26 protein-coding genes are annotated in these 25,551 nt (G+C 66.3%); 16 read left to right on the top strand and 10 right to left on the bottom strand.

What is annotated here, in order from left to right; genetic code table 11:
* Nucleotides 1-140: 140 nt before the first annotated feature.
* Together nagZ and QWG60_RS09320 are read left to right on the top strand one after the other, a co-directional pair.
* Nucleotides 141-1,154: a beta-N-acetylhexosaminidase gene (nagZ, locus tag QWG60_RS09325; protein WP_046078536.1), complete on the top strand. Its 1,014-nt coding sequence runs from the start codon at nt 141-143 to the stop codon at nt 1,152-1,154.
* Between the two features lie 35 nt (nt 1,155-1,189).
* Nucleotides 1,190-1,768, top strand: coding sequence for a hypoxanthine-guanine phosphoribosyltransferase (locus QWG60_RS09320; RefSeq protein ID WP_146909745.1), 579 nt, complete (start codon nt 1,190-1,192; stop codon nt 1,766-1,768).
* Between the two features lie 82 nt (nt 1,769-1,850).
* Here the strand turns inward: QWG60_RS09320 and QWG60_RS09315 are convergent, their stop codons facing one another.
* From QWG60_RS09315 to QWG60_RS09305, 3 genes are all read right to left on the bottom strand, one after another.
* Nucleotides 1,851-2,291 (bottom strand): DUF411 domain-containing protein, encoded by a 441-nt coding sequence (locus tag QWG60_RS09315; protein ID WP_046078537.1) that lies wholly within the window; start codon nt 2,289-2,291, stop codon nt 1,851-1,853.
* Nucleotides 2,292-2,444: 153 nt separating this feature from the next.
* Complete coding sequence (locus QWG60_RS09310; protein WP_082090830.1) at nt 2,445-4,136, bottom strand: AMP-binding protein; 1,692 nt, start codon at nt 4,134-4,136, stop codon at nt 2,445-2,447.
* 76 nt (nt 4,137-4,212) lie between these two features.
* The gene (locus QWG60_RS09305; protein ID WP_035593526.1) at nt 4,213-4,656 is read right to left on the bottom strand and encodes a MerR family transcriptional regulator; all 444 of its coding nucleotides are present in this window, start codon (nt 4,654-4,656) and stop codon (nt 4,213-4,215) included.
* A 223-nt stretch (nt 4,657-4,879) separates the two neighbouring features.
* Between QWG60_RS09305 and QWG60_RS09300 the strand changes: the two genes are divergently transcribed.
* The 3 genes from QWG60_RS09300 (at nt 4,880) to mmsB (ending at nt 8,243) form a co-directional block, all read left to right on the top strand.
* Nucleotides 4,880-6,046 (top strand): acyl-CoA dehydrogenase family protein, encoded by a 1,167-nt coding sequence (locus QWG60_RS09300; RefSeq protein WP_146909743.1) that lies wholly within the window; start codon nt 4,880-4,882, stop codon nt 6,044-6,046.
* Nucleotides 6,047-6,152: 106 nt separating this feature from the next.
* Nucleotides 6,153-7,292 (top strand): enoyl-CoA hydratase/isomerase family protein, encoded by a 1,140-nt coding sequence (locus tag QWG60_RS09295; protein ID WP_146909741.1) that lies wholly within the window; start codon nt 6,153-6,155, stop codon nt 7,290-7,292.
* A 60-nt stretch (nt 7,293-7,352) separates the two neighbouring features.
* Entirely contained in the window at nt 7,353-8,243 is an 891-nt protein-coding gene (mmsB, locus tag QWG60_RS09290) for a 3-hydroxyisobutyrate dehydrogenase (protein ID WP_146909739.1), read from the top strand.
* Between the two features lie 50 nt (nt 8,244-8,293).
* On the opposite strand, the gene QWG60_RS09285 is transcribed toward mmsB, so the two are convergent.
* The gene (locus QWG60_RS09285) at nt 8,294-8,878 is read right to left on the bottom strand and encodes a cupin domain-containing protein (RefSeq protein ID WP_035593518.1); all 585 of its coding nucleotides are present in this window, start codon (nt 8,876-8,878) and stop codon (nt 8,294-8,296) included.
* Between the two features lie 209 nt (nt 8,879-9,087).
* Here QWG60_RS09285 and mobA point away from each other — a divergent pair, with 209 nt between their 5' ends.
* The 7 genes from mobA to QWG60_RS09250 all read left to right on the top strand — a co-directional run bounded on the left by mobA (nt 9,088) and on the right by QWG60_RS09250 (nt 14,320).
* Nucleotides 9,088-9,690, top strand: a complete 603-nt coding sequence (gene mobA, locus QWG60_RS09280) for a molybdenum cofactor guanylyltransferase MobA (protein ID WP_281288403.1) — start codon at nt 9,088-9,090, stop codon at nt 9,688-9,690.
* Nucleotides 9,687-10,274 carry a molybdopterin-guanine dinucleotide biosynthesis protein B gene (mobB, locus tag QWG60_RS09275; protein ID WP_046078542.1) on the top strand — a complete coding sequence of 196 codons (588 nt, stop codon included), beginning with the start codon at nt 9,687-9,689 and terminating at the stop codon, nt 10,272-10,274. Before mobA ends, mobB begins: the two co-directional genes overlap by 4 nt.
* Complete coding sequence (gene moeA, locus QWG60_RS09270; RefSeq protein WP_146909735.1) at nt 10,271-11,521, top strand: molybdopterin molybdotransferase MoeA; 1,251 nt, start codon at nt 10,271-10,273, stop codon at nt 11,519-11,521. The genes mobB and moeA overlap by 4 nt, the downstream gene beginning before the upstream one ends.
* A gap of 10 nt (nt 11,522-11,531) precedes the next feature.
* Complete coding sequence (gene moaC / locus QWG60_RS09265; RefSeq protein WP_046078545.1) at nt 11,532-12,341, top strand: cyclic pyranopterin monophosphate synthase MoaC; 810 nt, start codon at nt 11,532-11,534, stop codon at nt 12,339-12,341.
* A 2-nt stretch (nt 12,342-12,343) separates the two neighbouring features.
* Complete coding sequence (gene moaE, locus QWG60_RS09260) at nt 12,344-12,805, top strand: molybdopterin synthase catalytic subunit MoaE (RefSeq protein ID WP_046078546.1); 462 nt, start codon at nt 12,344-12,346, stop codon at nt 12,803-12,805.
* Nucleotides 12,802-13,794, top strand: a complete 993-nt coding sequence (gene moaA / locus QWG60_RS09255; RefSeq protein ID WP_146909733.1) for a GTP 3',8-cyclase MoaA — start codon at nt 12,802-12,804, stop codon at nt 13,792-13,794. The genes moaE and moaA overlap by 4 nt, the downstream gene beginning before the upstream one ends.
* Before the next feature lie 232 nt (nt 13,795-14,026).
* Nucleotides 14,027-14,320: an H-NS family histone-like protein gene (locus tag QWG60_RS09250; RefSeq protein ID WP_035593505.1), complete on the top strand. Its 294-nt coding sequence runs from the start codon at nt 14,027-14,029 to the stop codon at nt 14,318-14,320.
* A gap of 108 nt (nt 14,321-14,428) precedes the next feature.
* Here QWG60_RS09250 and QWG60_RS09245 read toward each other — a convergent pair whose 3' ends face one another.
* Nucleotides 14,429-16,027, bottom strand: a complete 1,599-nt coding sequence (locus tag QWG60_RS09245; RefSeq protein ID WP_046078764.1) for a ribonuclease J — start codon at nt 16,025-16,027, stop codon at nt 14,429-14,431.
* 236 nt (nt 16,028-16,263) lie between these two features.
* Here QWG60_RS09245 and purU point away from each other — a divergent pair, with 236 nt between their 5' ends.
* On the top strand, nt 16,264-17,118 hold the full coding sequence (gene purU, locus QWG60_RS09240) for a formyltetrahydrofolate deformylase (RefSeq protein ID WP_035593503.1): 855 nt from the start codon (nt 16,264-16,266) through the stop codon (nt 17,116-17,118).
* A gap of 238 nt (nt 17,119-17,356) precedes the next feature.
* Nucleotides 17,357-17,701, top strand: coding sequence for a hypothetical protein (locus tag QWG60_RS09235; RefSeq protein WP_046078549.1), 345 nt, complete (start codon nt 17,357-17,359; stop codon nt 17,699-17,701).
* Nucleotides 17,702-17,723: 22 nt separating this feature from the next.
* Here the strand turns inward: QWG60_RS09235 and dinB are convergent, their stop codons facing one another.
* The 3 genes from dinB to lexA all read right to left on the bottom strand — a co-directional run bounded on the left by dinB (nt 17,724) and on the right by lexA (nt 20,540).
* A complete protein-coding gene (gene dinB / locus QWG60_RS09230; RefSeq protein WP_082090831.1) occupies nt 17,724-18,773 on the bottom strand; it encodes a DNA polymerase IV in 1,050 nt (349 codons plus the stop codon).
* A gap of 190 nt (nt 18,774-18,963) precedes the next feature.
* Nucleotides 18,964-19,817, bottom strand: a protein-coding gene (locus tag QWG60_RS09225) for an IS5 family transposase (RefSeq protein WP_146910409.1) whose coding sequence is annotated in 2 segments (ribosomal slippage) — nt 18,964-19,475 and nt 19,475-19,817 — 855 coding nt in all. Because the reading frame shifts where the segments join, the coding sequence is not laid out codon by codon here.
* 60 nt (nt 19,818-19,877) lie between these two features.
* Nucleotides 19,878-20,540 carry a transcriptional repressor LexA gene (gene lexA / locus QWG60_RS09220; protein ID WP_046078550.1) on the bottom strand — a complete coding sequence of 221 codons (663 nt, stop codon included), beginning with the start codon at nt 20,538-20,540 and terminating at the stop codon, nt 19,878-19,880.
* Between the two features lie 244 nt (nt 20,541-20,784).
* Here lexA and QWG60_RS09215 point away from each other — a divergent pair, with 244 nt between their 5' ends.
* Nucleotides 20,785-21,444: a TetR/AcrR family transcriptional regulator gene (locus QWG60_RS09215; RefSeq protein WP_035593496.1), complete on the top strand. Its 660-nt coding sequence runs from the start codon at nt 20,785-20,787 to the stop codon at nt 21,442-21,444.
* A 90-nt stretch (nt 21,445-21,534) separates the two neighbouring features.
* Here the strand turns inward: QWG60_RS09215 and QWG60_RS09210 are convergent, their stop codons facing one another.
* Both QWG60_RS09210 and pilB read right to left on the bottom strand, forming a co-directional pair.
* The gene (locus QWG60_RS09210; protein WP_146909300.1) at nt 21,535-22,767 is read right to left on the bottom strand and encodes a type II secretion system F family protein; all 1,233 of its coding nucleotides are present in this window, start codon (nt 22,765-22,767) and stop codon (nt 21,535-21,537) included.
* Between the two features lie 27 nt (nt 22,768-22,794).
* The gene (gene pilB / locus QWG60_RS09205; RefSeq protein WP_146909303.1) at nt 22,795-24,579 is read right to left on the bottom strand and encodes a type IV-A pilus assembly ATPase PilB; all 1,785 of its coding nucleotides are present in this window, start codon (nt 24,577-24,579) and stop codon (nt 22,795-22,797) included.
* A gap of 307 nt (nt 24,580-24,886) precedes the next feature.
* Here pilB and QWG60_RS16805 point away from each other — a divergent pair, with 307 nt between their 5' ends.
* Entirely contained in the window at nt 24,887-25,252 is a 366-nt protein-coding gene (locus QWG60_RS16805; protein WP_307725208.1) for a type IV pilin protein, read from the top strand.
* Nucleotides 25,253-25,551: the final 299 nt, after the last annotated feature.

Here is a 25,551-nt window from a genome sequence, read left to right as displayed (position 1 = left end):
GTGATGCGCATATTCTACGGAGGTGGCGACGGCTTGTCCGGGGTCTTCTATCTTCACATGCGAGGCGATATCGGGGCGGACTGTCGTCGGCGCCGGCTTTGGTCTAGAATCGCCTCCCTTCATCCGTCAGGAAGGCGAACATGACCCAGACGCTCGGACCGGTGATGCTGGACCTGGAAGGGACGCAGCTGCGCGATGAGGAGCGAGCGCTGCTGGCGCGACCGGCGGTCGGTGGCGTGATCCTCTTCGGCCGCAACGTCGAAGACGCCGCCCAGGTACGTGAGCTGTGCCGCTCGATCCGCCAGGTGCGCCCTGAACTGCTGCTGGCCATCGACCAGGAAGGCGGGCGGGTGCAGCGCCTGCGCGAGGGCGTGACCCGGTTGCCGGCCATGGGGCGGCTGGGTCGCGAGCACAAGGCGGCCCCCGAGGTCGCGCGGCGCCTGTGCCAGGATGCCGGCTGGCTGCTTGGCATGGAGATGGCGGCCTGCGGGCTGGATCTCAGTTTCGCCCCGGTGCTCGACGTCGACGATGGCCAGTCCACGGTGATCGGCGACCGCAGCTTCGGCGCCGATCCTGAGGTCGTGACGCGCCTGGCCGGCGCCTTCGTCGAAGGCCTGCACGAAGCCGGCATGGCCGCGGTGGGCAAGCATTTTCCCGGCCATGGCGGTGTGGTTGCGGACTCCCACCACGAGTTGCCGGTGGACGAGCGGTCCTTCGAGGCGCTGCGCGAGCGCGATCTGGTGCCCTTCGCTGGGCTGTCGGCACGTCTGGGAGGCGTGATGCCCGCTCACGTGGTGTACTCGGCCTTCGATCATCGGCCCGCGGGTTTCTCGCCGGCCTGGCTCGGGATGCTGCGCGAGTCGCTGGGCTTCAAGGGCACGATCTTCTCCGATGACCTGAGCATGGCCGGTGCGACCAGCGCCGGGGCGCCCGCCGAACGCGCCCGCCAGGCCCTGGAGGCCGGCTGCGACATGCTGCTGGTGTGCAACGATCGCGCCGCCGCCCTCGAGGTGGTCGAGGCCTGCGAGGGACGCACCACCAAACGCGCCGCCAAGCTGCGCTACGGCCGGGCCCGGCCCGATCTCGACGCGCTCGGCGCGCTGTCCCGCTGGCGTCGGGTGCATGCGCACCTCGAGGCCATGGCCGCCGACTGACGGTTCCCTGAATTTCGACATACGACGAGCTTCCGATGCCCAAACTCGATGCCAATGCCCTTCCGTCCCTGGCGGACATGCGTGAGGTCATGGATTCTGCCGATTGCCTGATCAGCCAGGAGGAGGTCGAGCGTGCCCTGGATCGCATGGCCGCCGAGATCGCCAGCGATCTCGGCGACAAGCTGCCGGTCTTCTACTGCGTGATGAACGGCGGCCTGATCACCACCGGGCACCTGCTGACCCGCCTCGGTTTCCCGCTCGAGGTCGATTACCTGCACGCCACGCGCTATCGCGGCGGTACCCGCGGTGGCGAGCTGTTCTGGCGCGTCTCGCCGGAAGTGCCCATGGCCGGCCGCCACGTGGTGATCGTCGATGACATCCTCGATGAGGGCTCCACGCTCGCCGCCATCCTCGACTACTGCCGTGAGGCCGGTGCCGCCAGCATCTCCACCGCGGTGCTGGTCGACAAGCGTCACGATCGCAAGGCGATGCCGGATCTCAAGGCCGACTACTGCAGCCTCGAGGTCGAGGATCGCTACGTATTCGGCTTCGGCATGGACTACAAGGGCTACTGGCGCAACGCGCCGGGTATCTTCGCGCCCAAGGGCATGTGATCGCCGCCGTCGTGCGACGGTCGCCAATGAAAACCCCGCGAGCCCGAGGCTCGCGGGGTTTTTTCGGCCTTGAGGATAGCGGTTACAGCGTCATGAACGGCGAGGCCTGCTGGTCGCGGAACTGATAGACCTCGTAGGGGGCGTTCTGCGGTCCCGGCATGCCCGGGGTGCCACTCGGCATGCCGGCCAGGCCGATGCCGTCGGTGTCGGGCCGCTGCTCGAACAGCGCCTCCACGGCGGCCATCGGCACGTGGCCTTCGATCACGTAGTCGCCCATCTCGACGGTGTGGCAGGAGCCCTGGCCGTAAGGGACGCCGGCGTCCTGCTTGATCTCGCCGAGGGGCTGGTCATCGACCACGGTCACGTCGATCCCCAGGCGCTCCAGATGGCGCGCATAGCCGTCGCAGCAGCCGCACTGGGGATTCTTGTAGAGGATGGCGGTGTCCGGCAGTGCCGCGTGGACGGTGGTGGCCCCCAGGGCGAGACCGGCGGTCAGCATGACGTGCGACAGGCGGGGTGTCATGGTCGTTCTCCCGATGAGTGATAGCGCGAAACAGGGGCGGGCGGCACCGTGCGGCGTTCCCCTGAAGTGATGGCCGAAGTGTTGTCTGAGGTGTTACAGGTCATTGAAGCCGGAAGTCGCCCTGTGTGGCAATCCCCCGGCGTCGTTCGATGATCATGCCAGCCCCAGCTCGTGCGTCGCCTCCTCGCGCATCTTGAACTTCTGGATCTTGCCGGTGACGGTCATCGGAAACTCGTCGACGAACTTCACGTAGCGCGGGATCTTGTAGTGGGCGATCCTGCCCTGGCAGAAGGTCTTGAGCCCGTCTTCGTCGAGGGGCTGGTCGTCGGCAAGCTTGACCCAGGCCATGACCTCTTCGCCGTATTTATCGTCCGGTACGCCGATCACCTGGACGTCCGAGATCGCCGGGTGGGTGTAGAGGAAGTCCTCGATCTCGCGCGGATAGATATTCTCGCCGCCGCGGATGATCATGTCCTTGATGCGCCCGACGATGGCCACATAGCCGTCGTCGTCCATGGTGGCCAGGTCGCCGGTGTGCATCCAGCCGGCTGCGTCGATGGCCTTGGCGGTCGCCTCCTCGTTGTGCCAGTAGCCGAGCATCACGCTGTAGCCCCGGGTGCACAGCTCGCCGGGCTCGCCGCGCGGGACCGCGGCACCGGTGCCGGGATCGACCAGCTTGACCTCCAGATGCGGATGGATGCTGCCGACGGTGGTCACGCGTTTCTGGAGCGGTGCATCGGTGCGGGTCTGCAGGCTCACCGGACTGGTCTCGGTCATGCCGTAGCAGATGGTCACGCCCTGCATGTGCATGCGCTCGATCACCTTGCGCATCACCTCGATGGGGCAGATCGAGCCGGCCATGATGCCGGTGCGCAGGCTGGAGAGATCGAAGTGCTCGAATTCGGGATGCTCCAGCTCGGCGATGAACATGGTCGGCACGCCGTAGAGCGCGGTGGCGCGCTCCTCGGCCACCGCCGCCAGGGTGGCCTGCGGATCGAAGCCGTCACCGGGATAGATCATCGCCGCGCCGTGGGTCATGCAGCCGAGATTGCCCATCACCATGCCGAAGCAGTGGTAGAGCGGCACCGGGATCACCATGCGGTCGGCCTCGGTGAGGTCGAGGGTGCGGGCGACGAAGAAGCCGTTGTTGAGGATGTTGTGGTGGGAGAGGGTGGCGCCCTTGGGGGCGCCGGTGGTGCCGGAGGTGTACTGGATGTTGATCGGCTCGTCGAACTCGAGCCCGGACTGACGCTCGGCCAGCTGCTCGTCACTGATCCGGTCGGCGTGCGTGAGCATCGTCTCCCAGCTGTGCATGCCGAGCCGTGCCCGGGCGCCATCCAGGCAGATCACCCGCTCGAGCTCGGGCAGGGTGGCGCTCTTGAGGTCGGCGGGGGTGGCGTCATCGAGCTCCGGCACCAGTTCGGCCAGCATCGCCACGTAGTCGGTGGTCTTGAACTGCCCCTGCAGGATCAGCGTCGAGGTGCCGGACTGGCGCAGTGCATACTCCAGCTCGTGGGTGCGGTAGCTGGGATTGATGTTGACCAGGATGGCGCCGATCTTGGCGGTGGCGAACTGGGTGATGGCCCACTCGGCGCAGTTGGGCGACCAGATGCCGACCCGGTCGCCCTTGGCCACGCCCAGCGCCATCAGGGCGCGGGCCGCGCGGTCGACGTCGGCCTGAAGCTCCCGCCAGCGATAGCGTAGGCCCTGGTGGCGGCTGATCAGGGCGTCCCGGTCGGGAAAGCGGGCGACCGTATCGTCGAAGCAGTCGCCGATGGTCTGGCCCTTGAGGGGCGTGTCGCTGATGCCGCTCAGATAGCTGGCGTGTCGGGTCTGGCGTGGCATGGTGGCTCTCATTGTTGTGTTATCTCGGGACATGGCTGTGTTGTCTCGGGAAACCCTGCCGCACTGGTCGCTCCGGTTACGGGGTGTCCTCCAGCTGGCGCAGCACCTCTCGCGCCCGCTGATCCACGTCGTCGATCTCCAGACGCATCAGGCGGATATCCTCGAGCTGGCGCTCCAGGTTGGCCCGCTTCTCCGCCAGCAGCTCCAGCAGCCGCCGGAGCTGGCGCGCGTTGCCGTCCGGCATGGCGTCGTACATCATCACCACCTCGCGGATCTCGGCCAGCGAGAAGCCCAGCCGCTTGCCGCGCAGGGTCAGCTTGAGGCGCACGCGATCCTTCTCGCGGTAGATGCGCTTCTGCCCCTGGCGGGTGGGGGCCAGCAGCCCCTCCTGCTCGTAGAAGCGAATGGTGCGGGGCGTGACCTCGAAGATCTGGGCCAGCTCGCCGATGGTGTAGGTGCGCTGCTGCCGGGGCAGGGCGTCGTTCTCGCTGTCCTGTGCCTGGGAGGGCGTTCGCGTCATGTCGATCGTTCCTGTAGCCGGGTGGTCCACCGGCGGTTTCCCACCTCGTCCGAGAAACCCTAGACGAGGTTTACGTTAACGTAAAGTGCTTGTTAGACCATGGCGGGATATGGGATAACCCGAGCAGTTGCTAGGTTGGCGATAGCCGCAGGGAAGGACCCGCGGGTGCGCATCGCCGGCCCGGCATTCGGCCGTTCCCGATTCTCTCGACGGAGGTGTCACCATGGATTTTGCGCTGACCGAAGACCAGCGAGCGCTGGCCGATGCGGCCGCCGACTTTGCCCGGGCCGAGCTGGCCGACCATGCCGCCGACTGGGATGCCCGCAGCCATTTTCCCGTCGACGTCATTCGTCGGGCCGGCGAGGCCGGCTTCCTCGGCCTCTACACGCCGGAGGAACACGGCGGGCTTGGACTGTCGCGACTCGATGCTTCGCTGATCTTCGAGCGCCTCGCCCAGGGCTGCATCGCCACCACCGCCTATCTCACCATTCACAACATGGTGACCTGGATGGTCGCCAGCTGGGGCAGCGATGCCCTGCGCGAGCGCTATCTGCCGGCCATGATAGCGGGTGAGGCCCTGGGCTCCTACTGCCTCACCGAGCCGGGCGCCGGCTCGGACGCTGCCAGCCTCACCACCCGGGCGGTGCGCGATGGCGATGACTATGTCATCAGTGGCTCGAAGATGTTCATCTCCGGCGCCGGTGCCACCCAGGTGCTGGTAGTGATGGCGCGCACCGGCGAGCCGGACAGCGGCGCCGGCGGCATCTCGGCGATCCTGGTGCCGGCCGATGCCGCCGGCATCGAGGTCGGCAAGAAGGAAGACAAGATGGGCTGGAAGAGCCAGCCCACCTGCCTGATCAGCTTCGACGGCGTGCGCGTGCCGGTGGGCAACCTGCTGGGCGAGGAGGGCGAAGGCTTTCGCTTCGCCATGAAGGGGCTCGATGGCGGCCGGCTCAATATCGCCAGCTGCTCGCTGGGCGCGGCCCAGCAGGCGCTCACGCTGTCGCGGGACTACCTGGGCGAGCGCAAGCAGTTCGGGCGCGAGCTGGCGAGTTTCCAGGCGCTGCAGTTCAAGCTGGCCGACATGGCCAGCGAGCTCGCCGCGGCGCGGCTGATGGTGCGTCACGCCGCCTGGCGGCTCGACCAGGGCGACCCGGAGGCCACCGCCCACTGTGCCATGGCCAAGCGCTTCGCCACCGACATGGGCTTCAACGTCTGCAACGAGGCCCTGCAGCTGCACGGTGGCTATGGTTATATCCGCGAATATCCCCTCGAGCGGATGGTACGCGACACGCGCGTGCACCAGATCCTCGAGGGCACCAACGAGATCATGCGGCTGATCGTCGCCCGTCGGTTGCTGGCCGACGGCGTCGTCGAGGGCCTGCAGTGACCTGACACCATGGCAGCGACCGGCTGACGGTTGTCGCCCCTGTACGGACTATCTCGCACGGACTATCTCACACGGACTATCTCACACGGACTATCAGGAGACAGTGATGTCGGACCCCGTGGTCAGCTTCGACGAACTCCCCACGCGCGGCGGCGGCCGGATCGGCGTGGCGACCCTCAATGCGCCCAAGGCGCTGAATGCGCTGTCGCTGGAGATGATCCGGCTGCTGGAAGACAGGCTGGAGGCCTGGGCGCTGGATGAGCGGGTGGTGGCGGTGTGGCTGGAAGGCACCGGCGGCAAGGCCTTCTGTGCCGGCGGCGACGTGGTGGCGCTGTATCGCTCGCTGGCCGATGACGAAGCCCGTGACGAGACCTTCGCCACGCGCTACTTCACCGCCGAGTACCGGCTGGATCACCGCATCCACACCTATCCCAAGCCGCTGCTGGTGTGGGGTGACGGCATCGTCATGGGCGGTGGCCTGGGGCTGCTGGCCGGCGGCTTCCAGCGTGTGGTCACCGAGACCACTCTGATCGCCATGCCCGAGATCACCATCGGGCTCTACCCGGACATCGGCGCGAGCTGGTTCCTCAATCGCATGCCGCCCGGCATCGGCGCCTACCTGGGGCTGACCGGCGCCCAGCTCAACGCCCGCGATGCCCTGGACCTGGGGCTGGCCGATCGCTTCGTGCCCCGCGAGCGCCGCGATGACCTGCTCGCTGCCCTGGCCGAGGCCGATCATGGCGATCACTCCCCGGCGGCGTGCCGGTTGGCCGTGGAAGGCGTGCTCGACCGCTTCGAGGCTCGCGAGCAGGCGCCGGAGGGGCAGGTCTGGCCGCGGCGCGATCATCTGCAGTCGCTGATCGGCGAGACGAGTGCCGCCGATGCCGTGGCGCGCATTCTTGCCGACGAGCGCGACGATGCGTGGCTCACGGCCAATCGTCAGCGCCTCGCTGCCGGCTGCCCGCTGACCGCGCACCTGGTATGGCGGATGCTCGAGCGGCATCGCCATACCGGGCTGGCCGACGCTTTCCGCGACGAGCTCGGGCTCTCGGTGCAATGCTGCCAGCGCGGCGATCTGGCCGAGGGCGTGCGCGCGCTGCTGGTCGACAAGGACAAGTCACCCCGCTGGTCCCATGCCGACGTGGCCAGCGTGCCCGAGGCCGACCTCCAGGCGATGCTGGCCTCGCCGTGGTCGAGTGAAGCGCATCCGCTGAGAGATCTTGGGGTGGGTCAGCGTATCGGTTAATGGCGTCTGGAGACGCCCAGTGCAGGTTTATCCCATTAGAACAAGACAAGGAGCCACGCCATGAACATCGCCTTTATCGGACTCGGCAACATGGGATCGCCCATGGCCGCCAACCTGCTGAGCGCGGGGCACGACGTCTGCGTCTTCGACCTGGTCGAGGCCGCCATGGCGGACCTCGAGGGGCAGGGGGCCAGGCGCGCCGACAGCGCCGAGGCGGCCTGTCGCGACGCTGAGGTGGTCATCTCCATGCTGCCGGCCGGGGCCCACGTGCTCGGTCTCTATCTGGGCGATGGCGCCTTGCCGGGGCTGCTCGATGCCCTGGCACAGAAGCCATTGGTGATCGATGCCTCGACCATCTCGCCCGACGAGACCCGCCGCGTGGGCGAGGCGGCGGCCGCGCGGGGGCTGACCTATCTGGATGCGCCGGTCTCCGGCGGCATCGGCGGCGCCAAGGCCGGCACCCTGACCTTTATCGTCGGCGGCAGGGAGGCGGGCTTTGAACAGGCCCGGCCGGTGCTCGAGGCGATGGGCAAGAACATCTTCCACGCCGGTGAGGTCGGGGCGGGGCAGGTCGCCAAGATCTGCAACAACATGCTGCTCGGCATCCTGATGAGCGGCACCGCCGAGGCGCTGGCGCTGGGGGTGAAGAACGGGCTCGATCCGGCGGTGCTGTCCGAGATCATGAAGCAGAGCAGCGGCGGCAACTGGGCGCTCAACGTCTACAACCCCTGGCCGGGGGTGATGGAGGGCTCGGCGGCGTCGCGCGACTATCAGGGCGGCTTCCTGACCGACCTGATGGCCAAGGACCTGGGGCTGGCCTGGGAGCTGGCGCTCAAGACCCGGGCCAGCGTGCCCATGGGCTCCCAGGCGCGCAACCTGTTCGCGCTGCACAGCGCCCAGGGCAGCGGCCAGCTCGATTTCTCCAGCATCCAGTGGCTGTATCGGGCGTAATCCGCAATCCACTTGGGGTCAGACCCCGGGCCCGCCTCACCCCTCACCGTTTACCCGTGATGCAGCTCTTCCCCGCCGTCGGAGAACGACGGCGGGGTATTGGCGCTGACGATCACGCACTCCTCGTCGCCGACGTTGCGAAAGCGGTGGGGCAGCCGTGAATCGAAGTAGTAGCCATCCCCGGCCGACAGCTCCTCCACCTCGCCGTTGACGGTGATCTCGATCCGTCCAGAGATCACCACGCCGCCTTCCTCGCCTTCGTGTTCCAGCATTTCCTCGCCGCTGTCGGCCCCGGGCGGATAGCGTTCGTGGAGCACCGACATGCGTCGATCCGGGCGGCGTGCGGCCACCAGACGCCACGACAGCTGGCCGTCGCCGATCTCGGTGAGTTCCGACGCCTTGTAGAAGGGCCGGGGATGGCTGGTCTCCTCGCCGGCGAAGAAGGTGCTGATCGACACCGGCAGGGCATCGAGGATCTTCTTCAGCGAGCTCACCGAAGGGCTGACGCTGTTCTGCTCGATCAGCGAGATGCTGCTGTTGGTCACCTGGGCGCGCTTGGCGAGCTCGCGCTGGGAGAGCCCTTTCTCCTTGCGCAGCTGGCGCAGCCTTGCGCCGACATTGAAGCCTTCATCCATCGTGGTCTTTCGCGGCCGGGCCGCGATCCTGTTGCTGGTTGGGGCGTGGAAAATAATTGACGAATGATACCCTCTCCCCGTGCCGGCGATAAGTCGGCATTCCCCCACGGGTCGGTTTCGGAACGCAAGTTGACCCTATGGTCATGGCACCCGCCGCGACGCTGAGGCATCATGACGCGATATGCAGAACGTCTGGACGGAGCCTGTTCGTGATCGATCGTGATGCGCTCACCGGCCTGGTACTGGCCGGCGGGCAGGGGCGTCGCATGGGGGGATGCGACAAGGGCCTCGAGGCCTTCGCGGGTCGCCCCCTGATCGCCCATGCCGTCGCGCCGCTGGTCGGGCGCGTGGCGGAGCTCCTGATCAGCGCCAACCGCCATCCCGAGGCCTACGCCCGGTGGGCCGATCGGGTCGTCGCCGACGTCGAGGCGGGATACATGGGCCCGCTGATGGGCCTCTACAGCGGGCTGCGGGCGGCTGCCACCGACTGGGTGGTGGTGGTGCCCTGCGATTGCCCGGCGCTGCCGGACGATCTGGTGGCGCGGCTCATCGCGGGCCGAGGCGACGCCGATATCGCCGTGGCCCACGACGGCGAGCGGCTGCATCCGGTCGTGGCGCTGATCCGACGCGACCTGGTCGACGACCTGGGCGAGGCCCTCGCCGTCGGCGAGCGCAAGGTGGAGCGCTGGTTCGCTCGCCATGCCTGGTGCGCCGTCGACCTGTCGGACCGTGCCGACGCCTTCGCCAACCTCAATACCCTGGATGACAAGCGGCGCATGGAAAGGCGCCGCAGGGAGACGCCGCGCCCATGAGCGATATACCCATCGGGGCCGTACCCCTGGAGGCCGACCTGCCGCTGCTGGGCATCGCCGCCTGGAGCGGCACCGGCAAGACGACCCTGCTGGAGCGACTGCTGCCCGCGCTGCGCCAGCGCGGCCTGCGCGTGGCGGTGATCAAGCACGCCCATCATGCCTTCGACGTGGACCAGCCGGGCAAGGACAGCCATCGCCTGCGCCAGGCCGGCGCCGAGCCCATCCTGGTGGCGTCCCGCGCCCGGGTCGCGCTGATGATGGAGACCCCCGATCGCGAAGAGGCCGATCTCGCCGAGCTGATCGAGATGGTGCGCCCCCAGCGGCCGGACCTGGTGCTGGTGGAAGGCTTCAAGGCCTGGCCGTTGCCCAAGCTCGAGCTCTACCGCGAGGCGGTGGGCAAGCCGTTGCGCGCGGCCGGGGACGGCTGGATCGTGGCGGTGGCCAGCGACGGGGCGCCTGAGTTGCCCGACGACGTCGAGCGGCTGGACCTGAACGATCTCGACGGCCTTGCCGACTGGGTCGCCGACTGGCCCACGCGCTGGGCCGGTCGGCGTGGCCCGCGAGGCGAGGGCACGGCATCATGACGCTGTCCTGTTTCGACCTCGACGAACGGACCCTGTCGCCGGACGAGGCTCGAGAGGCCCTGCTGGGCCTGGTGTCCGGCCCGCTGCCCGCCGAATCGGTGTCCCTCGGTGCCCTGCATGGCCGGGTGCTGGCCGTCGCGCTGGACTCTCCCATCGACGTGCCCCAGAACACCAATGCCGCCATGGACGGTATCGCCCTGGCGTGGACATCCGGCGAGGGGCCGTCGCGCTGGCATCGGGTCGGCGAGGTGCTGGCGGGGCGCCGGCGCGAGACGCCGCTTGGTCCCGGGGAATGCGTGACCATCACCACCGGGGCACCGCTACCGCCGGGCGCCGATACCGTGATCATGGGCGAACAGCTGAACGCGTACGGCGATGCCGTCGAGGTCGAGCGCCCCGAGACCGTTCGCCTGGGCCAGAACGTGCGCCAGGCCGGCGAGGATATCGCCCGCGGCCAGCGGGCGCTGGCCGCCGGTACCCGGTTGGGGGCGGCCGAACTGGGCCTGCTGGCCTCGCTGGGATTCGCCGAGGCGGCCGTTCATCGTCGGCCACGGGTGGCGATCTTCTCCACCGGCGACGAGGTCACCGCCCCGGGCGAGCCGCTGCCCGCGGCCGGCATCCATGATGCCAATCGTTTCTCGCTGGCCGGCCTGCTGACGGAACACGGTGCCGAGGTCATCGACCTGGGCATCCTGGCCGACGATCGCGACGCCCTGGTCGCGTCCCTCGACGGCGCCGCCCGCCACGCCGACCTGGTGCTGACCAGCGGCGGCGTGTCGGCAGGGCAGGCCGACTACACGCGCCAGGCGCTGGAGTCGGTCGGTCGGCTGGCCTTCTGGCGCATCGCCCTTCGCCCCGGCCGGCCGCTGGCCTGCGGCACGCTCGGCGAGCGCGAGGTGCCGTTCATCGGGCTGCCCGGCAATCCGGTGGCGGCGATGGTCACCTGCCTGCAGTTCGTGGCGCCGCTGCTGAAGCGGCTGCAGGGGCGTCACGATCTCGCCCCCCGGCGCGACACCGCCCTGGCCGAGGTCGCGCTGACAGGCCGCGTCGGTCGCACCGACTTCCTGCGTGCCACCTGCCGCAGCGACGCCGAGGGGCGGCGCTGGGTGCGGCCCACCGGTGCCCAGGGCTCCGGTATCCTGTCTTCCATGGTGGCCGCCGACTGCCTGATCGAGATCGACGCGGCCCGCGCCGCGGTCGAGCCCGGCGAGCCGGTGGTCATCCAACCCCTTTTCCGACTGACATGAGGCGCCCTTCATGAGCCTGACTCACCTCAACGCCCGCGGCGAAGCCCACATGGTCGATGTCGGCGACAAGGCCGAGAGCCGTCGCGAGGCGCGTGCCTCCGGGACGATCCGCATGCGTCCCGAGACCCTGGCGCTGCTGGCCGATGGCGACCTGCCCAAGGGCGACGTGCTGGCCACGGCGCGTATCGCCGGCATCCAGGCCGCCAAGCGCACCCACGAGCTGATACCGCTGTGCCATTCGCTGGCGCTGTCCAAGGTGAGCGTGGACTTCGAACTCGACGAGGCCAATGCCAGCGTCCACGTTTCCGCCACTTGCCGGCTCAACGGTCGTACCGGCGTCGAGATGGAGGCGCTGACCGCCGTGTCCGTGGCCTGCCTGACCCTCTACGATATGTGCAAGGCGGTGGACAAGACGATGGAGATCGGCGAGATCCGACTGGAGGCCAAGACCGGCGGCAAGTCCGGTGATTACGCCCGAGAGGCCGAGGCCGACGAGGTGCCCATCGTGACCGGGGAGGGCGAGGCCGGTGAGGTCTCGCTGGGCGCGCGCTGCGCCGCCGGCGAGCCCTGTATCCTGGTCAAGTGCCTGGCCGAACTTCGCGAACGACTGGGCGTCGGCGAGGTGTCGCTGCCCTTCGACGCGCTCGAACGAGCCGACGTGGGCGGGCTCAAGGCCGCCCTCAAGGCCATGGACAAACGCTTCGCCGGCCTCGAGGAAGGGCGCGTGCTGTGCGCCGTGAATCAGGTCATGGCGGGCAATGCGACGCCGCTGACCGCCGAGGACGAAGTGGCCTTCTTTCCCCCGGTGACCGGAGGCTGACCATGTCACGTGTGCGAGTACAACAACAGGCCTTCGACGCCGGCGAGGAACAGCGCCGGTTGATCGAGACGCGCACCGATATCGGCGCCGTGGTCGCCTTTACCGGCCTGGTGCGTGACTTCAACGAACGCCCGGACGTGCAGGCACTGAGCCTGGAGCATTATCCGGGCATGACCGAAGCGGCCCTCGAGGCGATCGTCGACGAGGCCGAATCTCGCTGGCCCCTGCAGGGCATGCGGGTCATTCATCGTGTCGGCCGTCTTGGGCCCGGGGATCCCATCGTGCTGGTGGTGGTCGCCAGCGCCCATCGGCGGGCGGCCTTCGAGGCTTGCGATTTCATCATGGATTATCTCAAGACCCGTGCTCCCTTCTGGAAGAAGGAGCACACCGCCAGCGGTGACTACTGGGTGGCCGAGCGCCAGACCGATCATCGCGATGCCAAGCGCTGGGAGGTGTCATCATGACCGATGAGCTCATCGACGACTTCGGTAGACGCGTGCGCTACGTGCGCATCTCGGTCACCGATCGCTGCGATTTTCGCTGCGTCTATTGCATGAGCGAGGAGATGACCTTCCTGCCGCGAGCCCAGGTGCTGACCCTCGAAGAGCTGACGCTGGTGGCCCGGGCTTTCACCGAGCTCGGGGTGGAAAAGGTTCGCCTGACCGGCGGCGAGCCGCTGGTCAGGCGCGACATCGACCGTCTGGTGGAGGACATCGGTGCACTGCCGGGGCTCAAGGACTTCGCCATGACCACCAACGGTGCGAGCCTGCCCAAGTATGCCCGTCGCCTGCGCGAGGGCGGCCTCGAGCGGCTCAACATCAGCATCGACTCCCTGGACCCCGAGCGTTTCCGGCGGCTGACGCGCACCGGCGATCTGCAACGAGTCATCGACGGCATCCGCGCCGCCAAGGCGGCCGGCTTCGAGCGGATCAAGCTCAATGCGGTCATCCTCAGGGGCCGCAACGACGACGAGGTCATCGATCTGGTGGACTTCGCGCGCCGTGAGGGGCTCGATATCAGCTTCATCGAGGAGATGCCGCTGGGCGAGGTCTCGGACCATGGGCGCGAGGAGACCTTCTGCTCCAGCGACGAAGTGCAGGCGCTGGTCGAGACACGCCATACGCTGCTGCCGACCACCGAGTCGACGCTCGGGCCGTCGCGCTACTTCCGCATGCCCGACAGCGATACTCGGGTGGGCTTCATCTCGCCGCACAGCCACAACTTCTGCTCCAGCTGCAATCGGGTTCGCGTCACCGCGGAAGGCCGGCTGCTGCTGTGTCTCGGCAACGAGCATTCGGTGGACCTGCGGGCCGTGGTACGCCGCCATCCCGGCGATATCGAGGCCCTCAAGGCCGCCATCGTGGCGGCCATGCCGCTCAAGCCCGAGCGCCATCATTTCACCACCGATGGCGATGTGCAGGTGGTGCGCTTCATGAACATGACCGGCGGCTAGTCATTGCCTTTCGGCGCCGGGCCGGAGAATCGTCTATTGCCCCGGTGCCGTTTTCCTGCTTGCTAATCCCCTTGCTTTTTTCTCTTCGCGGTTCACGGTTTCGTCTACTTTCCCGGCGACTATTCCCGAGCACCGGCCCTCGGCTTTTCTTGCCAAAAACGCTGTTGAGCATATACTTTTAATGGTATCGGCCGAATGTGGCCCACCATCAACCTGCGTCCTGGAGGGGGCAATGTCCGAGCAGACCCTGGAGCGTATCGCGCGCAACAAGAACGTGGCCCGTGCGGCGGCCCGCCAACTCAGCATGGAGCAACTCCATAAGCTGGCCGAAGTGATTGGTGAAGTCATCGAACAGAAGAATGACGAGGAGCGTCAGCGCCAGGAAGAGGAAGCCGAAAAGGCTCGCAAGCTCGCCGAAATCCGTGAGCAGATCAACGAGGCGGGCCTTTCCGTCGAGGATCTCGTGCCGGAACAGCCCCAGCGCAAACGCGGCCGTCCGCCGAAGAAGGCCGCCGACAAGGCGTAAATTCAGCGCTGAGTGACAAGAAAACCCCGAAGGTTTGGCCTTCGGGGTTTTTCTTTTGTGGCGAATCTATCTTGGGAGCGGGCTCCGGTATCTGCCGGCCGCAAAGTCTCAGCCCGACACTTCCGCTTCGGCCGCGAGTATCTGCAGATGGATCTCGGGCATTCGGCGCAGGTGGTCGCCGAACCAGGCGAGCATGCGTGGCCGCAGGGCGAGGCGCAGGTCGGCCAGGGATTCCACCTGGATGTCGTCCAGGCAATCGTCGAGCCAGTCGATGAAGGCGTCTTCGTCCAGCGGGCTCGTCTCGCTGGCATCGAGCAGCAGGCGTCCGATGCGGGTCCAGCCCTGTTCGGTGGCCATCACCGTGAGCGCCAGGTGCAGCTGGCCCTGGCCATGCCGGGCCTCTCCGCCGCCGAGGCCGGGCAGTCGGGCGACCTCGTCCTGATGGATGATGCGCGGCGTCTGGGCATGGCGAGTCTCCAGGTGGAGGCCCTCGCCGTCCAGGCGAATCATGTCGCCGTTGCGCGGGATCAGCGGCGCCGCGATGCCGAGCGACTGCGCCAGGCTCTGGTGGGCCTGCTGGTGGCGGGGTTCACCGTGCACCGGCAGCAGATGGCGGGGGCGCGTCCAGCCGTAGAAGGTGGTCAGTTCATCCTGGGCCGGGTGGCCGGAGGCATGCAGCTCCGCGTGGTTGCTCTCGTCGAGCAGCGACACGCCGAGATGTCTCAGGCCGCGCTTGAGACGCTCGATCAGGCGTTCGTTACCGGGAATCGCCTTGGAGGAGAAGATCACGCTGTCGCCGGCTTCCAGCTCGACGTGTGGGTGTCGACCGCGGGCCAGGCGCGACAGTGCCGCGCGGGGCTCGCCCTGGCTGCCGGTGGCGATCACCAGTACCTCCTCGGGGGGCAGGTAGCCCATGTCGGAAATCGGCACCAGCGGTGGCATGTCATCCAGATAGCCGAGACCACGCGCCACGCCGACCATGCGTTCCATGGAGCGCCCCATCAGTGCGACACGCCTACCACAGCGCGCGGCGGCGCGACCGATGGCCAGCACCCGGGCCAGATTGCTGGCGAAGCAGCTGACCACCACGCGTCCCCGGCAGCCTTCGATGGCCTGAGCCAGGGCATCGGCGACCTCACCCTCGCTGCGGGAGTGGCCGGGTAACGGCGCATTGGTGGAGTCGCCCACCACCAGGTCGACCGGCGCCAGGGCGCGGTACAGTTCGGCCTCGACGGCGGGGCCGATCAGCGGTTCGGGATCGAGCTTCCAGTCGCCGGTATGCAGCACACGATGCGAGCCCGCGGTGATCAGCAGGGCGCAGCTTTCGGGAATCGAGTGGGTCAGTGGCAGGTAGCGCAGGCCGAAGGGGCCGACGCTCAACGCCTCGCCGGGCTCGATGACGTGAATCGCCGACTGCGACAGGCCGCGCTCGGCGAACTTGGCGCGCAGCAGCCCCGCGGCCAGCGGCGTGGCGTGGATCGGGCAACCCCATTGCGGCCACAGCCAGGCCGCCGCACCGATATGGTCCTCGTGCCCGTGAGTGATGATCAGCGCTTCGGGGGCGATGCCCAGGGTGTCCAGGGTGGCAAGGTCCGGCACCTGCAGCGGGCTGTCCGGCAGGTCCTGGCGGATCATCATGCCACAGTCCACGGCGATCCAGCGGTCCTCGTGCTCCTTCTCTGCGTATCCGTAGAGATTGAGATTCATGCCGATCTCGCCGCAGCCACCCAGCGGCAGGAAATGCAGGGGCGGGCGGCGGCGGGGGCGGATCTGGACGCGGGGTTGTGGCATCAAGGGAACGTCGACGGAAAATGTGACGATCACTATACGGGATGGTGGCGCGGCGTCACAACGCGCCTCGTCAGGTGACGAAGGTCTGACTCGACGGACAGGATTTCGCTACAATGGGGGATTGTTCGATTCATCCAAACTACGGTCTTTCGATGTCACACTATTACCGTCTCGTGGTTTCCTGCCCCGACAATCTGGGGATCGTCTCGCGTGTTTCCAGCTTCATAGCCGGGCAGGGCGGTTCCATCACCGAGGCCAGCCAGCACTCCGACCTGGAGTCCGGGCGCTTCTTCATGCGCTACGTGATCCTCGCCGATTCCATCGGCATGTCCGCCGAGTCGCTGCGCGATGCCTTTGCGCCGATCGCCGACGAATTCGAGATGGACTGGTCGCTGACCGATACCCAGCAACGCCAGCGGGTAGTGCTGATGGTCTCCCGCGAGAGCCACTGCCTGGTGGACCTGCTCTATCGCTGGACCGCCAACGAGCTGGACTGCGACATCGCCGCGGTCATCTCGAACCATGAGGACATGCGTTCGCTGGTGGAGTGGCACGGCATTCCCTATCACCACGTACCGGTCGACCCTGCCGACAAGTCGGTCGCCTTCGCCGAGGTGCAGCGCCTGATCGACGAGAGTCGGGCCGACAGCATCGTGTTGGCGCGCTACATGCAGATCCTGCCGCCGAGCCTTTGCGAGCGCTACGCCGGCCGGGTGATCAACATCCATCACAGCTTCCTGCCGTCCTTCGCCGGGGCCAAGCCCTACCATCAGGCCTATCGGCGCGGCGTAAAGCTGATCGGTGCCACCTGCCACTACGTGACTCAGGAGCTGGATGCCGGCCCGATCATCGAGCAGGACATCCATCGAGTCAGTCACTGCCACACGCCCAATGACCTGGTGCGCTTCGGCCGCGACGTCGAGAAGACGGTGCTGGCTCGAGGGCTGCGCTGGCATCTCGAGGATCGCGTGCTGGTGCATGGCAACAAGACGGTGGTGTTCGCCTGAATCGACCGGGCGCCGGAGCTATCGCCGGCGCCCGGTCGCTCACGCCCCGAGAGAGTGGCAGTACCGCCCGAGCGTCTTGTGACTTATCGGGCATCGTCGATTGTTTCCAGGCGTAACAAAATGTTCTTGCATGGAAACTTTAATCCGATAAGGCGTCGTTCCTGCCACGTGATGTGACGATGCGTCGCTGCCCGTTTTGGCATAATGGTAGGCGATTTCTGCCTGGCTACGACTTCCCATGACCATGACGGCTACTCCCGTGGCGCGTTCGGCTCGCCTGATCCGCCGACAGATGCTTCGCCATAATCGTTTCTTCGGATTGCACCAGCTCTGGTTCGGCCTGTTGCTGACGCCGGTGATGACCTATGGTCTGGCGCTTTTCTTCGATCCGACCGGGTGGTGGCTCCTCGGGGTCGGGCTGCTGGGTGCTCTGGTGCTGGTCGAGCTGATGTTCCTGCCGCGGCGCGTGGTGATCCATCGCCTGTCGGCCAAGGAAAGCTATGACGAACGGGTTCGAGAGGCCCTGCGTCATGGTGTGTCGTTGCAGGAGGTCAAGGTGGTGGATCGAGAGGAGACGCCGTGAAAGGCTGACCCATGGCTCTGGACTAAAACGCCAGCGTCAGCTGCTGGCGGGCGGCCTCGGGCTGTAGCCTGACGCCCACGCCCAGCAGTCGCACCGGGCGCGAGGCCCGGGCCCAGGCCTGTTCCAGCAGGCGATGATAGCTGTCGCGGTCGATGGCCTGGCCGCGGCTCTCCAGGGTGGTCAGGCTGAAGTCATCGAAGCGCACCTTCACGAACAGCCCGGCGATCGCCGGCTCCCCGTGGCGAGCCACCCGCAGGGCCAGCTTGTCGCACAGCGGTGCCAGCGCCTCCTGGGCGCTCGGCAGGTCTGGCAGGTCGCGGTCGAAGGTGGTCTCCACGCTGATCGATTTCCGCTCCCGCTCCACCTTGACCGGACGCTCGTCGATACCTCTGGCCAGCTCGAACAGCCGCTGGCCGAACTTGCCGAACTCCTCCAGCAGCCGTTCCCGCGGCAGGCGGCGCAGGTCCGCGCAGGTGGCCACGTCCAGCGCCTCCAGGCGGGCCCGGGTGGCGGGTCCTACCCCGTGCAGCTTGCCGACGGGCAGGCTCGCCACGAAGGCCTCGACACGGTTCGGCGGAATCACCGTCAGCCCGTCCGGTTTCTCCCAGTCACTGGCCACCTTGGCCAGGAACTTGGACGGAGCGGCACCCACCGAGACGGTGATGCCGGTGCGCGTCAGGCACTCCTGCTTGATCCACTGGGCCATCCAGGTGGCGCTGCCCTGGAAGCCCTCGACGTCGGTGACGTCCAGATAGGCTTCGTCCAGCGACAGCGGCTCGACCAGCGGCGTGAGCTCATAGAACACGGCCTGAATCTGCCGGGAGACCTCGCGGTACTTGTCGAAGTCGCCCGGCAGCAGGGTGAGGTGAGGGCAGAGTCTCAGGGCCTGGGCCGTGGGCATCGCCGAATGGATGCCGAAGGCCCGGGCCGGATAGTTGCAGGTGGCGATGACCCCGCGATGTTCGCGCGAGCGGCCGATAGCGATGGGAATATCGCGCAGGCTCGGGTCGTCGCGCATCTCGACGGCGGCGTAGAAGCAGTCGCAGTCGGCGTGCAGGATCTTGCGCGTCAAAGCTTTTACCTCATCACTAGAACGCTTTCTGAGCGCAGTCCAGGGCTAGGCCCGTTCCCTACGGGCCAACGCACTTCCCACATCCTTGTGGGTCGCAAGGCAAAGCTCGACGAGGATGCGGAGTTGACGAGCCGTTCAATGAGCATACCGAGGAGAGCTTTAACGCCGTATGGACAAGCTCGGGAAGTGCCTAGGTTCTGTCTGAAAAGTCTGCACGCAAACAACGGTCTATGCAGGCCAGGCATACCATCGCCCGGAAGCTGCTGGCCAACTTGTCGTAACGGGTGCAGACCCGGCGTAGCTCTTTGATCCAACCGAAGCAGCGCTCAATGATGTTTCGCTCCCGATATCGGGGCTTGTCAAAGCCCCTCGGAGCGCCAGGGCGCGGTTTTCGCTTCATCTTGCGCCGGGCAATGATCGGCTTCATGCGATGCCGGCCGCAGTAGCGGCGAAGCGGGTCGCTATCGTAGCCCTTGTCCGCCACGATGAAGCGGCAACGCTTACGAGGTCTGCCCTTGGTTCCAGGCAGTTGCACCTCCTCCAGGGTGGGAATGAAGTGCCGCGTATCCGAATCCTGCCCCGGCGACAGCGTGAAGGTCAGCGGCCAACCATGACGGTCACAGACCATATGGATCTTGGTCGTCAGGCCGCCGCGACTCCGTCCCAGGGCATGGTCTACGGGCTCTACCTGTCCCCCTTTTTGCCGCCTCCAGAGGCGGCCCGGGTGGCGCGGATTGATGTCGAATCGATCATCCAGGTGTCCAGATCCATCAGGCCATCCTCTCGCAAGCGAAGTTGGAGGCGCGCCAGAATGGCCTCGAAGGTGCCATCATCGCGCCACTGACGGAAACGGTCATAAACGGTCTTCCAAGGGCCGTAGCGCTCTGGCAGATCACGCCACTTAGCGCCCGAGCAGAGGATCCAGAAGATGCCGTTCAACACCTGGCGGTCATCGCGACGGGGACGGCCTGACCTCTGCGGCGGCGAGACGATGTCTTCAATGAGGGCCCAGCCATTGTCGGAGATCTCGTAGCGTCCTGCCATGGGTCACCTATGCAGCTGCAGCATGGGACACATTAGCAAATCCGACTTTTCGGACAAAGCCTAACCTAAAGCCTGGCCGTTGCCGCCGCGGATGACCCCTACACCGATGCCCTCGATCTCGAAGGCGTCATGGCGCAGGTCGACCTCGATGGGATCGAAGTCGGTATTCTCCGCCTCGAGACGCACCTTGTGGCCCTGGCGGTGGAAGCGCTTGACCGTCACTTCGTCTTCCAGGCGTGCGACCACGATCTGGCCGTCGCGGATGCGCTCCGTACGATGCACGGCAAGCAGGTCGCCTTCCATGATGCCCACATCCTTCATCGACAGGCCGCGCACCCGCAGCAGGTAGTCGGCCTTCGGGGTGAAGTATTCCGGGGGTAGCGGGCAGTAGCGGTCGATGTGCTCGGCGGCCAGGATCGGGCTGCCGGCGGCGACCTCACCGATGATCGGCAGACCCTGGCTCTGGCTCGGCTCCTCACCCGCAGCGCCCTCCGTGACCTCGGCTTCCTGGGCCGGCAGGCGAATGCCGCGGGAGGTGCCACGGATGACACGGATGACACCCTTGCGCTCCAGGGCGCGCAGGTGTTCCTCGGCGGCATTGGGCGACTTGAAGCCCAGGGCGCGTGAGATCTCCGCTCGGGTCGGCGGATAGCCCAGCTCGTTCATGGTCTTGACGATAAAGTCATAGACGTTCTGCTGGCGTGACGTGAGGGGGCGAGTCATGCGGCCTCCGGAGCGGATGGAATGCGATTATTGATCAAGTATACAGCATGGCCATTCATCCAGTAAAAGTCTCGTGATGCCGCGCTGGCGTGGGCGCTGGCTCGCCATGCCGCCGCCGGCCCGATGCGTATCAAGCGTATGACGGTTGACCTCGAGGCCCTTGGCGCTGCACTCTCATGGAACATGGACAGTTTGAAACATGCGTTTCCTCACGCCTGAGACCACATAATACCGGATCGACTCGATGGCCCAGCCCGATACCGTCACTCGCATTCTCGATACCGCCGAGGTGTTGTTCGCCGAGCGCGGCTTTGCCGAGACCTCGTTGCGCAACATCACCAGCAAGGCCAAGGTGAACCTGGCCGCGGTCAACTATCACTTCGGTTCCAAGAAGTCGCTGATTCAGGCGGTGTTCGCCCGCTACCTGGACCCTTTTACCGAACGCTTCCATCGTGCGCTGGACGAGCTCGAGGCGCGGCACGCTCGTGATGGCAGCCGGATTCCGCTCGAGGAGCTGCTGGAGACCATGGCTCGCACGGTGCTCGAGGTGCCGGCCGAGCGCGACAGCCTGAAGGTATTCATGCGTCTGCTGGGATTGGCCTACAGCCAGGCCCAGGGGCATCTGCGCGGCTATATCCAGTCGCAGTACGGTGACGCCTTCAATCGGTTCATCGAGCTGGTACGGCTGGCCACGCCGGAGCTGCCCGACGCAGAACGCTTCTGGCGGCTGCACTTCATCCTCGGCTCGGTGATCTTCACGCTGTCCGGCCTGGATGCACTGCGCGACATCGCCGAGCACGACTACGGCGAGCGGGTCTCCGTTCACGAGCTGGTGCAGAAGCTGCGGCCGGTGGTGGTGGCGGCCATGCAGGCGCCATTGCCCGTCGAGCAGTCCGTCGTGTAAACGCCCGACAGTCGTCATCCGGACAAGGAAGCGCCCCGAGGCCAAGAGCCTTGGGGCGTTTGTCGTTCTGGGCAGGGAATGGGCGTTGTGTTAGATCACGCTGCCAAGCTCGAAGATCGGCAGGTACATCGAGATCACCAGGCCGCCCACCAGCACGCCCAGCACCACGATGATGAACGGTTCGAGCAGCGAGGTGAGGGCGTCGACCTTGTTGTCGACCTCTTCCTCGTAGTAGTCCGCCACCCGGTTGAGCATGGCGTCCAGGGCGCCGGCTTCCTCGCCGATGCCGACCATCTGCACCGCCAGCGGCGGGAACTGCTCGGTCAGGCGCATGGCGAAGTGCAGCTGCTGGCCGGTGGCGACGTCGTCGCGGATCTGCTCCACCGCGCGCTCGTAGACCTTGTTGCCGGAGGCGCCGGCAGCGGTCTGCAGCGCCTCCACCAGCGGCACCCCGGCGCCGAAGGTGGTGGCCAGGGTGCGTGAGTAGCGGGCCACGCAGGACTTGTCGAGGATGTCGCCGATCACCGGGATGCGCAGCGCCAGGGCATGCATGCGGTAGGCGAAGGCCTCGGAGCGCTTGATGCCGGCACGGATCAGGACGATGGCCGCGACTACCGCACCCAGCGCCCACGGCCAGTACTGCTGGGCCAGTTCGGAGAGCTGGATGGTCATGCGCGTCATCGCCGGCAGTTCGGCGCCGAAGCCGTGGAACAGGCTCTCGAACTGCGGCACCACCTTGATCAGCAGGATCGCGGTGACGCCGATGCCCACCGTGACCACCGCCGCCGGATACCACAGCGCCTTCTTTACCCGACTCTTGAGCGATTCCACCTTTTCCTTGTAGGTGGCCACCCGTTCGAGCATGCGATCCAGCGAGCCGGACTGCTCACCGGCCTCCACCAGATTGCAGAACAGCCGGTCGAAGTAGAGCGGGTGACGCCTCAGTGTCTCGGAGAAGCTGGCGCCGGCGGCCACCTCGTTCATCAGCTCCTGCACCAGGGCGCGCATGGCCGGCTTCTTCATGCTCTCGGCGACCACCTGGAAGGCCTGCAGGGCCGGCACGCCGGCGCGGATCATGGTGGCCATCTGGCGAGCGAACAGCATGATGTCGCGCGGCTTCACCTTGCCCATGCCGTTGCCGATGCCGCTCTTGCGGCGGATGGTCTTGACGATGATGTTCTGGCCGGAGAGTTCCTTCTCGACCTCGACGCGGCTCCTGGCGATGATCTCGCCGCTGACCTTGCGCCCCTGGGGCCCCTTGCCGGACCAGCGCCAGCGATACAGCTTGAGCTTCTGGGCCTTGTTCAGGCTGGCGGTTGCCATGGTGTGTTCCCCGCGTTGCGAATGTTTCTAGTCCTTGGTGACCCGGTTGACTTCGGCCAGGCTGGTCATGCCCTGCATGACCTTGAACAGGCCGCTGCGACGGAGGTCCGGGTGGCCCTCCTCGCGTGCCTGGGTGTCGAAGTCCATGGCGTTGCCATGGGTCATGATCAGCTGGCTCATGGCCTCACTGATCGGCACCACCTCGTAGATGCCGACCCGGCCCTTGAAGCCCTGGGTGCAATGCTGGCATCCCACCGGTTCATAGATGGTGGCGCTTTGTACTTCTTCCTCGCTGAAGCCCTGAGCCAGCAGCGCCTCGTGCGGGATGTCGGCGGGCTGCTTGCAGTCAGGGCACAGCCGCCGGGCCAGGCGCTGGGCGATGATCAGGCTCACGGAGCTGGCGATATTGAACGGTGCCACGCCCATGTTGGCAAGCCGGGTCAGGGTCTCGGCCGCGGAGTTGGTATGCACGGTGGACAGCACCAGGTGCCCGGTCTGGGACGCCTTGACCGCGATTTCGGCGGTTTCCAGGTCGCGGATCTCGCCGACCATCACCACGTCCGGGTCCTGGCGCAGAAAGGCACGCAGGGCGCTGGCGAAGTCCAGCCCGATCTTGGGCAGCACGTTGACCTGGTTGACGCCGGGGACCTTGATTTCCACCGGGTCCTCGGCGGTGCAGATGTTGCGTTCGATCTCGTTGAGAATGTTGATGCCGGTGTAGAGCGTGACCGTCTTGCCGCTGCCGGTGGGGCCGGTGACCAGGATCATGCCCTGGGGATGATCCAGCACGCCTTCGTACATGGCGCGCTGCTCGGGTGTGAAGCCGAGCTGTTCGATGCCCATCTGGGCCGAGCCGGGGTCGAGGATGCGCAGCACCAGCTTCTCGCCGTAGACCGTGGGCAGCGAGTTGACGCGGAAGTCGATGGAGCGGCTCGACGAGACCTTGAGCTTGATGGCGCCATCCTGGGGCAGGCGCCGCTCGGAGATGTCCAGCCGGGCCATCACCTTGAGGCGCGCGGCGATGCGGCTGCGCATGGCGAAGGGCGGATGGGCCACGTCGTGCAGGATGCCGTCGATGCGGAAGCGCACCCGGTAACTGGTTTCGTAGGGCTCGAAGTGAATGTCCGAGGCGCCCCGGCGGATGGCATCGAGCAGGATCTTGTTGACGAACTTGACGATCGGCGCGTCGTCGCCGGCGGTCGCCGCTGCCTGCTGTTCGTCGCTGGCATCGACGACGCCCTCGTCGAACTGCAGCTCGCCCACGGCGTCATCGACGTTCGACAGCTCGTCGAGCATCGAGGATTCGCTGCGCGCCAGATAGGCCTCCAGCACCGGGCCGAGCTGGTCGACAGGGGCCAGGATGCCTTCCAGCGTCAGGCCGGTGGCGAACTGCAGCTCGTCGAGCTGGGCCAGGGTGCTGGGGTAGGGCACCGCCACCGTGAGTCGGTGCCCTCGGCGATGCAGCGGCAGCACGCCGAGTTTGCGCAGCAGCCTGTCGGGGTAGTCGGCGGCGTCCGGGAGGCTTTCCAGTCGCAGCGCATCCAGATCGATGATCGGCAGGCCATATTCCCAGGCGGCGGTGAGCGTCGCGGAGCGGGCCTGGACCAGGCCCGTGGTGATCACGTGCTCCAGCAGCGAGGTCTCGGCATCTCGGGCTTCCTGCTCGGCACGCTGTGCTGCCGCTTCGGCCAGCAGGCCCTCCGCGACCAGCCGGTGCGCCAGTCCGCGCATGCCGCGGGGGCGGCCGGCGCCAGAAGACGGCTCCTGAGAAGAGGTCTGATGTTCGGTGGCGGGAGGGCGATAGTCGTTCATGAGGCTCCGGGGGACTGCCTGGTCGCCGTGGGCGAGCGGCGGGCCGACATCGTGAAAGGGCTTGAAGCCGATTCTAGTCGTTTCGTGTGGTCAGCGACCATAGCTGTCAGCAGTCATTCATCCCTGGGCGTGGTCTCCTGTATAAGGAAAAAGAATGAGTAAAGTCTGATATATTAGGAAGTGCGAGTGTGATGAGCTTGCAGGATGGCAGGCCGTAACTTAATGTAAGCGCCAAAGCGGCGAGCTGTCGTCGTGCGATAGGCGGGCACCGGCTCGCGTGACCTGAATCGAACGAGGGGTGTAGGTAATGGCAACACAGGGCATGAAACGAGGCATTCGGAGCGCTCAGGGCGGCTTTACCCTGATCGAGCTGCTGATCGTCGTGGCGATTATCGGAGTTCTGTCAGCAATCGCTATACCGCAATATCAAAATTATACGCAGAGGGCTGCTGATAGCGCGTGTAAACAGCAGGCCTCGGCCATGTTGACTCCATACTTGGCTGGCGAAATTACTCAAACTGAGTTTGATAGTGAAATCAATGATACTGCGGCATGTTCAGGGTACGGCTCTACGATCACCCACGCAGACGACACCATTACTATTTCAGCAAATTCAACGGATGGTACGGGGAATGACATCGTTTTGAATCTTGGGCCCAAAGTTGGTAGCTGAATAGTGAGTTGATCAGGGGTGGGAAGAGGTAACTTGAACGGTCGGTTTTTTTGCCGGCCGTTTTCTTTGATGTCTGTTTCCAGTCGTTTTTTGACTCTCTGCCGGCTTCGTAGTGAGTGATGCATGGGCAAGCAAGTCCTTGGGCTGCTGTTGCAATCGTTCGGTGCCGAGCGTCAGGCCGCTTGGGGGCGAAGTTGATTCAGTAAGGCAGGGACGAGAGTTCGGTGGAGCCCTCCCGGTAGTGTTGGTAGTGCTGGCCGAGTCATGGGGGCGTTCCCAAACCACCGTCGTCGGAAGAA

Origin of the sequence: Halomonas halophila (assembly GCF_030406665.1) — a bacterium.
Taxonomy (GTDB): Bacteria; Pseudomonadota; Gammaproteobacteria; order Pseudomonadales; family Halomonadaceae; genus Halomonas; species Halomonas halophila.
This window is presented reverse-complemented; position numbering and strand designations above follow the sequence as displayed.

Bases quoted from the DNA above. Each gene is read 5' to 3' on its own strand.
- nagZ (WP_046078536.1), top strand. From the start codon at position 141: ATGACCCAGACGCTCGGACCGGTGATGCTGGACCTGGAAGGGACGCAG.
- QWG60_RS09320 (WP_146909745.1), top strand. From the start codon at position 1,190: ATGCCCAAACTCGATGCCAATGCCCTTCCGTCCCTGGCGGACATGCGT.
- QWG60_RS09315 (WP_046078537.1), bottom strand. From the start codon at position 2,291: ATGACACCCCGCCTGTCGCACGTCATGCTGACCGCCGGTCTCGCCCTG.
- QWG60_RS09310 (WP_082090830.1), bottom strand. From the start codon at position 4,136: ATGCCACGCCAGACCCGACACGCCAGCTATCTGAGCGGCATCAGCGAC.
- QWG60_RS09305 (WP_035593526.1), bottom strand. From the start codon at position 4,656: ATGACGCGAACGCCCTCCCAGGCACAGGACAGCGAGAACGACGCCCTG.
- QWG60_RS09300 (WP_146909743.1), top strand. From the start codon at position 4,880: ATGGATTTTGCGCTGACCGAAGACCAGCGAGCGCTGGCCGATGCGGCC.
- QWG60_RS09295 (WP_146909741.1), top strand. From the start codon at position 6,153: ATGTCGGACCCCGTGGTCAGCTTCGACGAACTCCCCACGCGCGGCGGC.
- mmsB (WP_146909739.1), top strand. From the start codon at position 7,353: ATGAACATCGCCTTTATCGGACTCGGCAACATGGGATCGCCCATGGCC.
- QWG60_RS09285 (WP_035593518.1), bottom strand. From the start codon at position 8,878: ATGGATGAAGGCTTCAATGTCGGCGCAAGGCTGCGCCAGCTGCGCAAG.
- mobB (WP_046078542.1), top strand. From the start codon at position 9,687: ATGAGCGATATACCCATCGGGGCCGTACCCCTGGAGGCCGACCTGCCG.
- moeA (WP_146909735.1), top strand. From the start codon at position 10,271: ATGACGCTGTCCTGTTTCGACCTCGACGAACGGACCCTGTCGCCGGAC.
- moaC (WP_046078545.1), top strand. From the start codon at position 11,532: ATGAGCCTGACTCACCTCAACGCCCGCGGCGAAGCCCACATGGTCGAT.
- moaE (WP_046078546.1), top strand. From the start codon at position 12,344: ATGTCACGTGTGCGAGTACAACAACAGGCCTTCGACGCCGGCGAGGAA.
- moaA (WP_146909733.1), top strand. From the start codon at position 12,802: ATGACCGATGAGCTCATCGACGACTTCGGTAGACGCGTGCGCTACGTG.
- QWG60_RS09250 (WP_035593505.1), top strand. From the start codon at position 14,027: ATGTCCGAGCAGACCCTGGAGCGTATCGCGCGCAACAAGAACGTGGCC.
- QWG60_RS09245 (WP_046078764.1), bottom strand. From the start codon at position 16,027: ATGAATCTCAATCTCTACGGATACGCAGAGAAGGAGCACGAGGACCGC.
- purU (WP_035593503.1), top strand. From the start codon at position 16,264: ATGTCACACTATTACCGTCTCGTGGTTTCCTGCCCCGACAATCTGGGG.
- QWG60_RS09235 (WP_046078549.1), top strand. From the start codon at position 17,357: ATGACCATGACGGCTACTCCCGTGGCGCGTTCGGCTCGCCTGATCCGC.
- lexA (WP_046078550.1), bottom strand. From the start codon at position 20,540: ATGACTCGCCCCCTCACGTCACGCCAGCAGAACGTCTATGACTTTATC.
- QWG60_RS09215 (WP_035593496.1), top strand. From the start codon at position 20,785: ATGGCCCAGCCCGATACCGTCACTCGCATTCTCGATACCGCCGAGGTG.
- QWG60_RS09210 (WP_146909300.1), bottom strand. From the start codon at position 22,767: ATGGCAACCGCCAGCCTGAACAAGGCCCAGAAGCTCAAGCTGTATCGC.
- pilB (WP_146909303.1), bottom strand. From the start codon at position 24,579: ATGAACGACTATCGCCCTCCCGCCACCGAACATCAGACCTCTTCTCAG.
- QWG60_RS16805 (WP_307725208.1), top strand. From the start codon at position 24,887: ATGGCAACACAGGGCATGAAACGAGGCATTCGGAGCGCTCAGGGCGGC.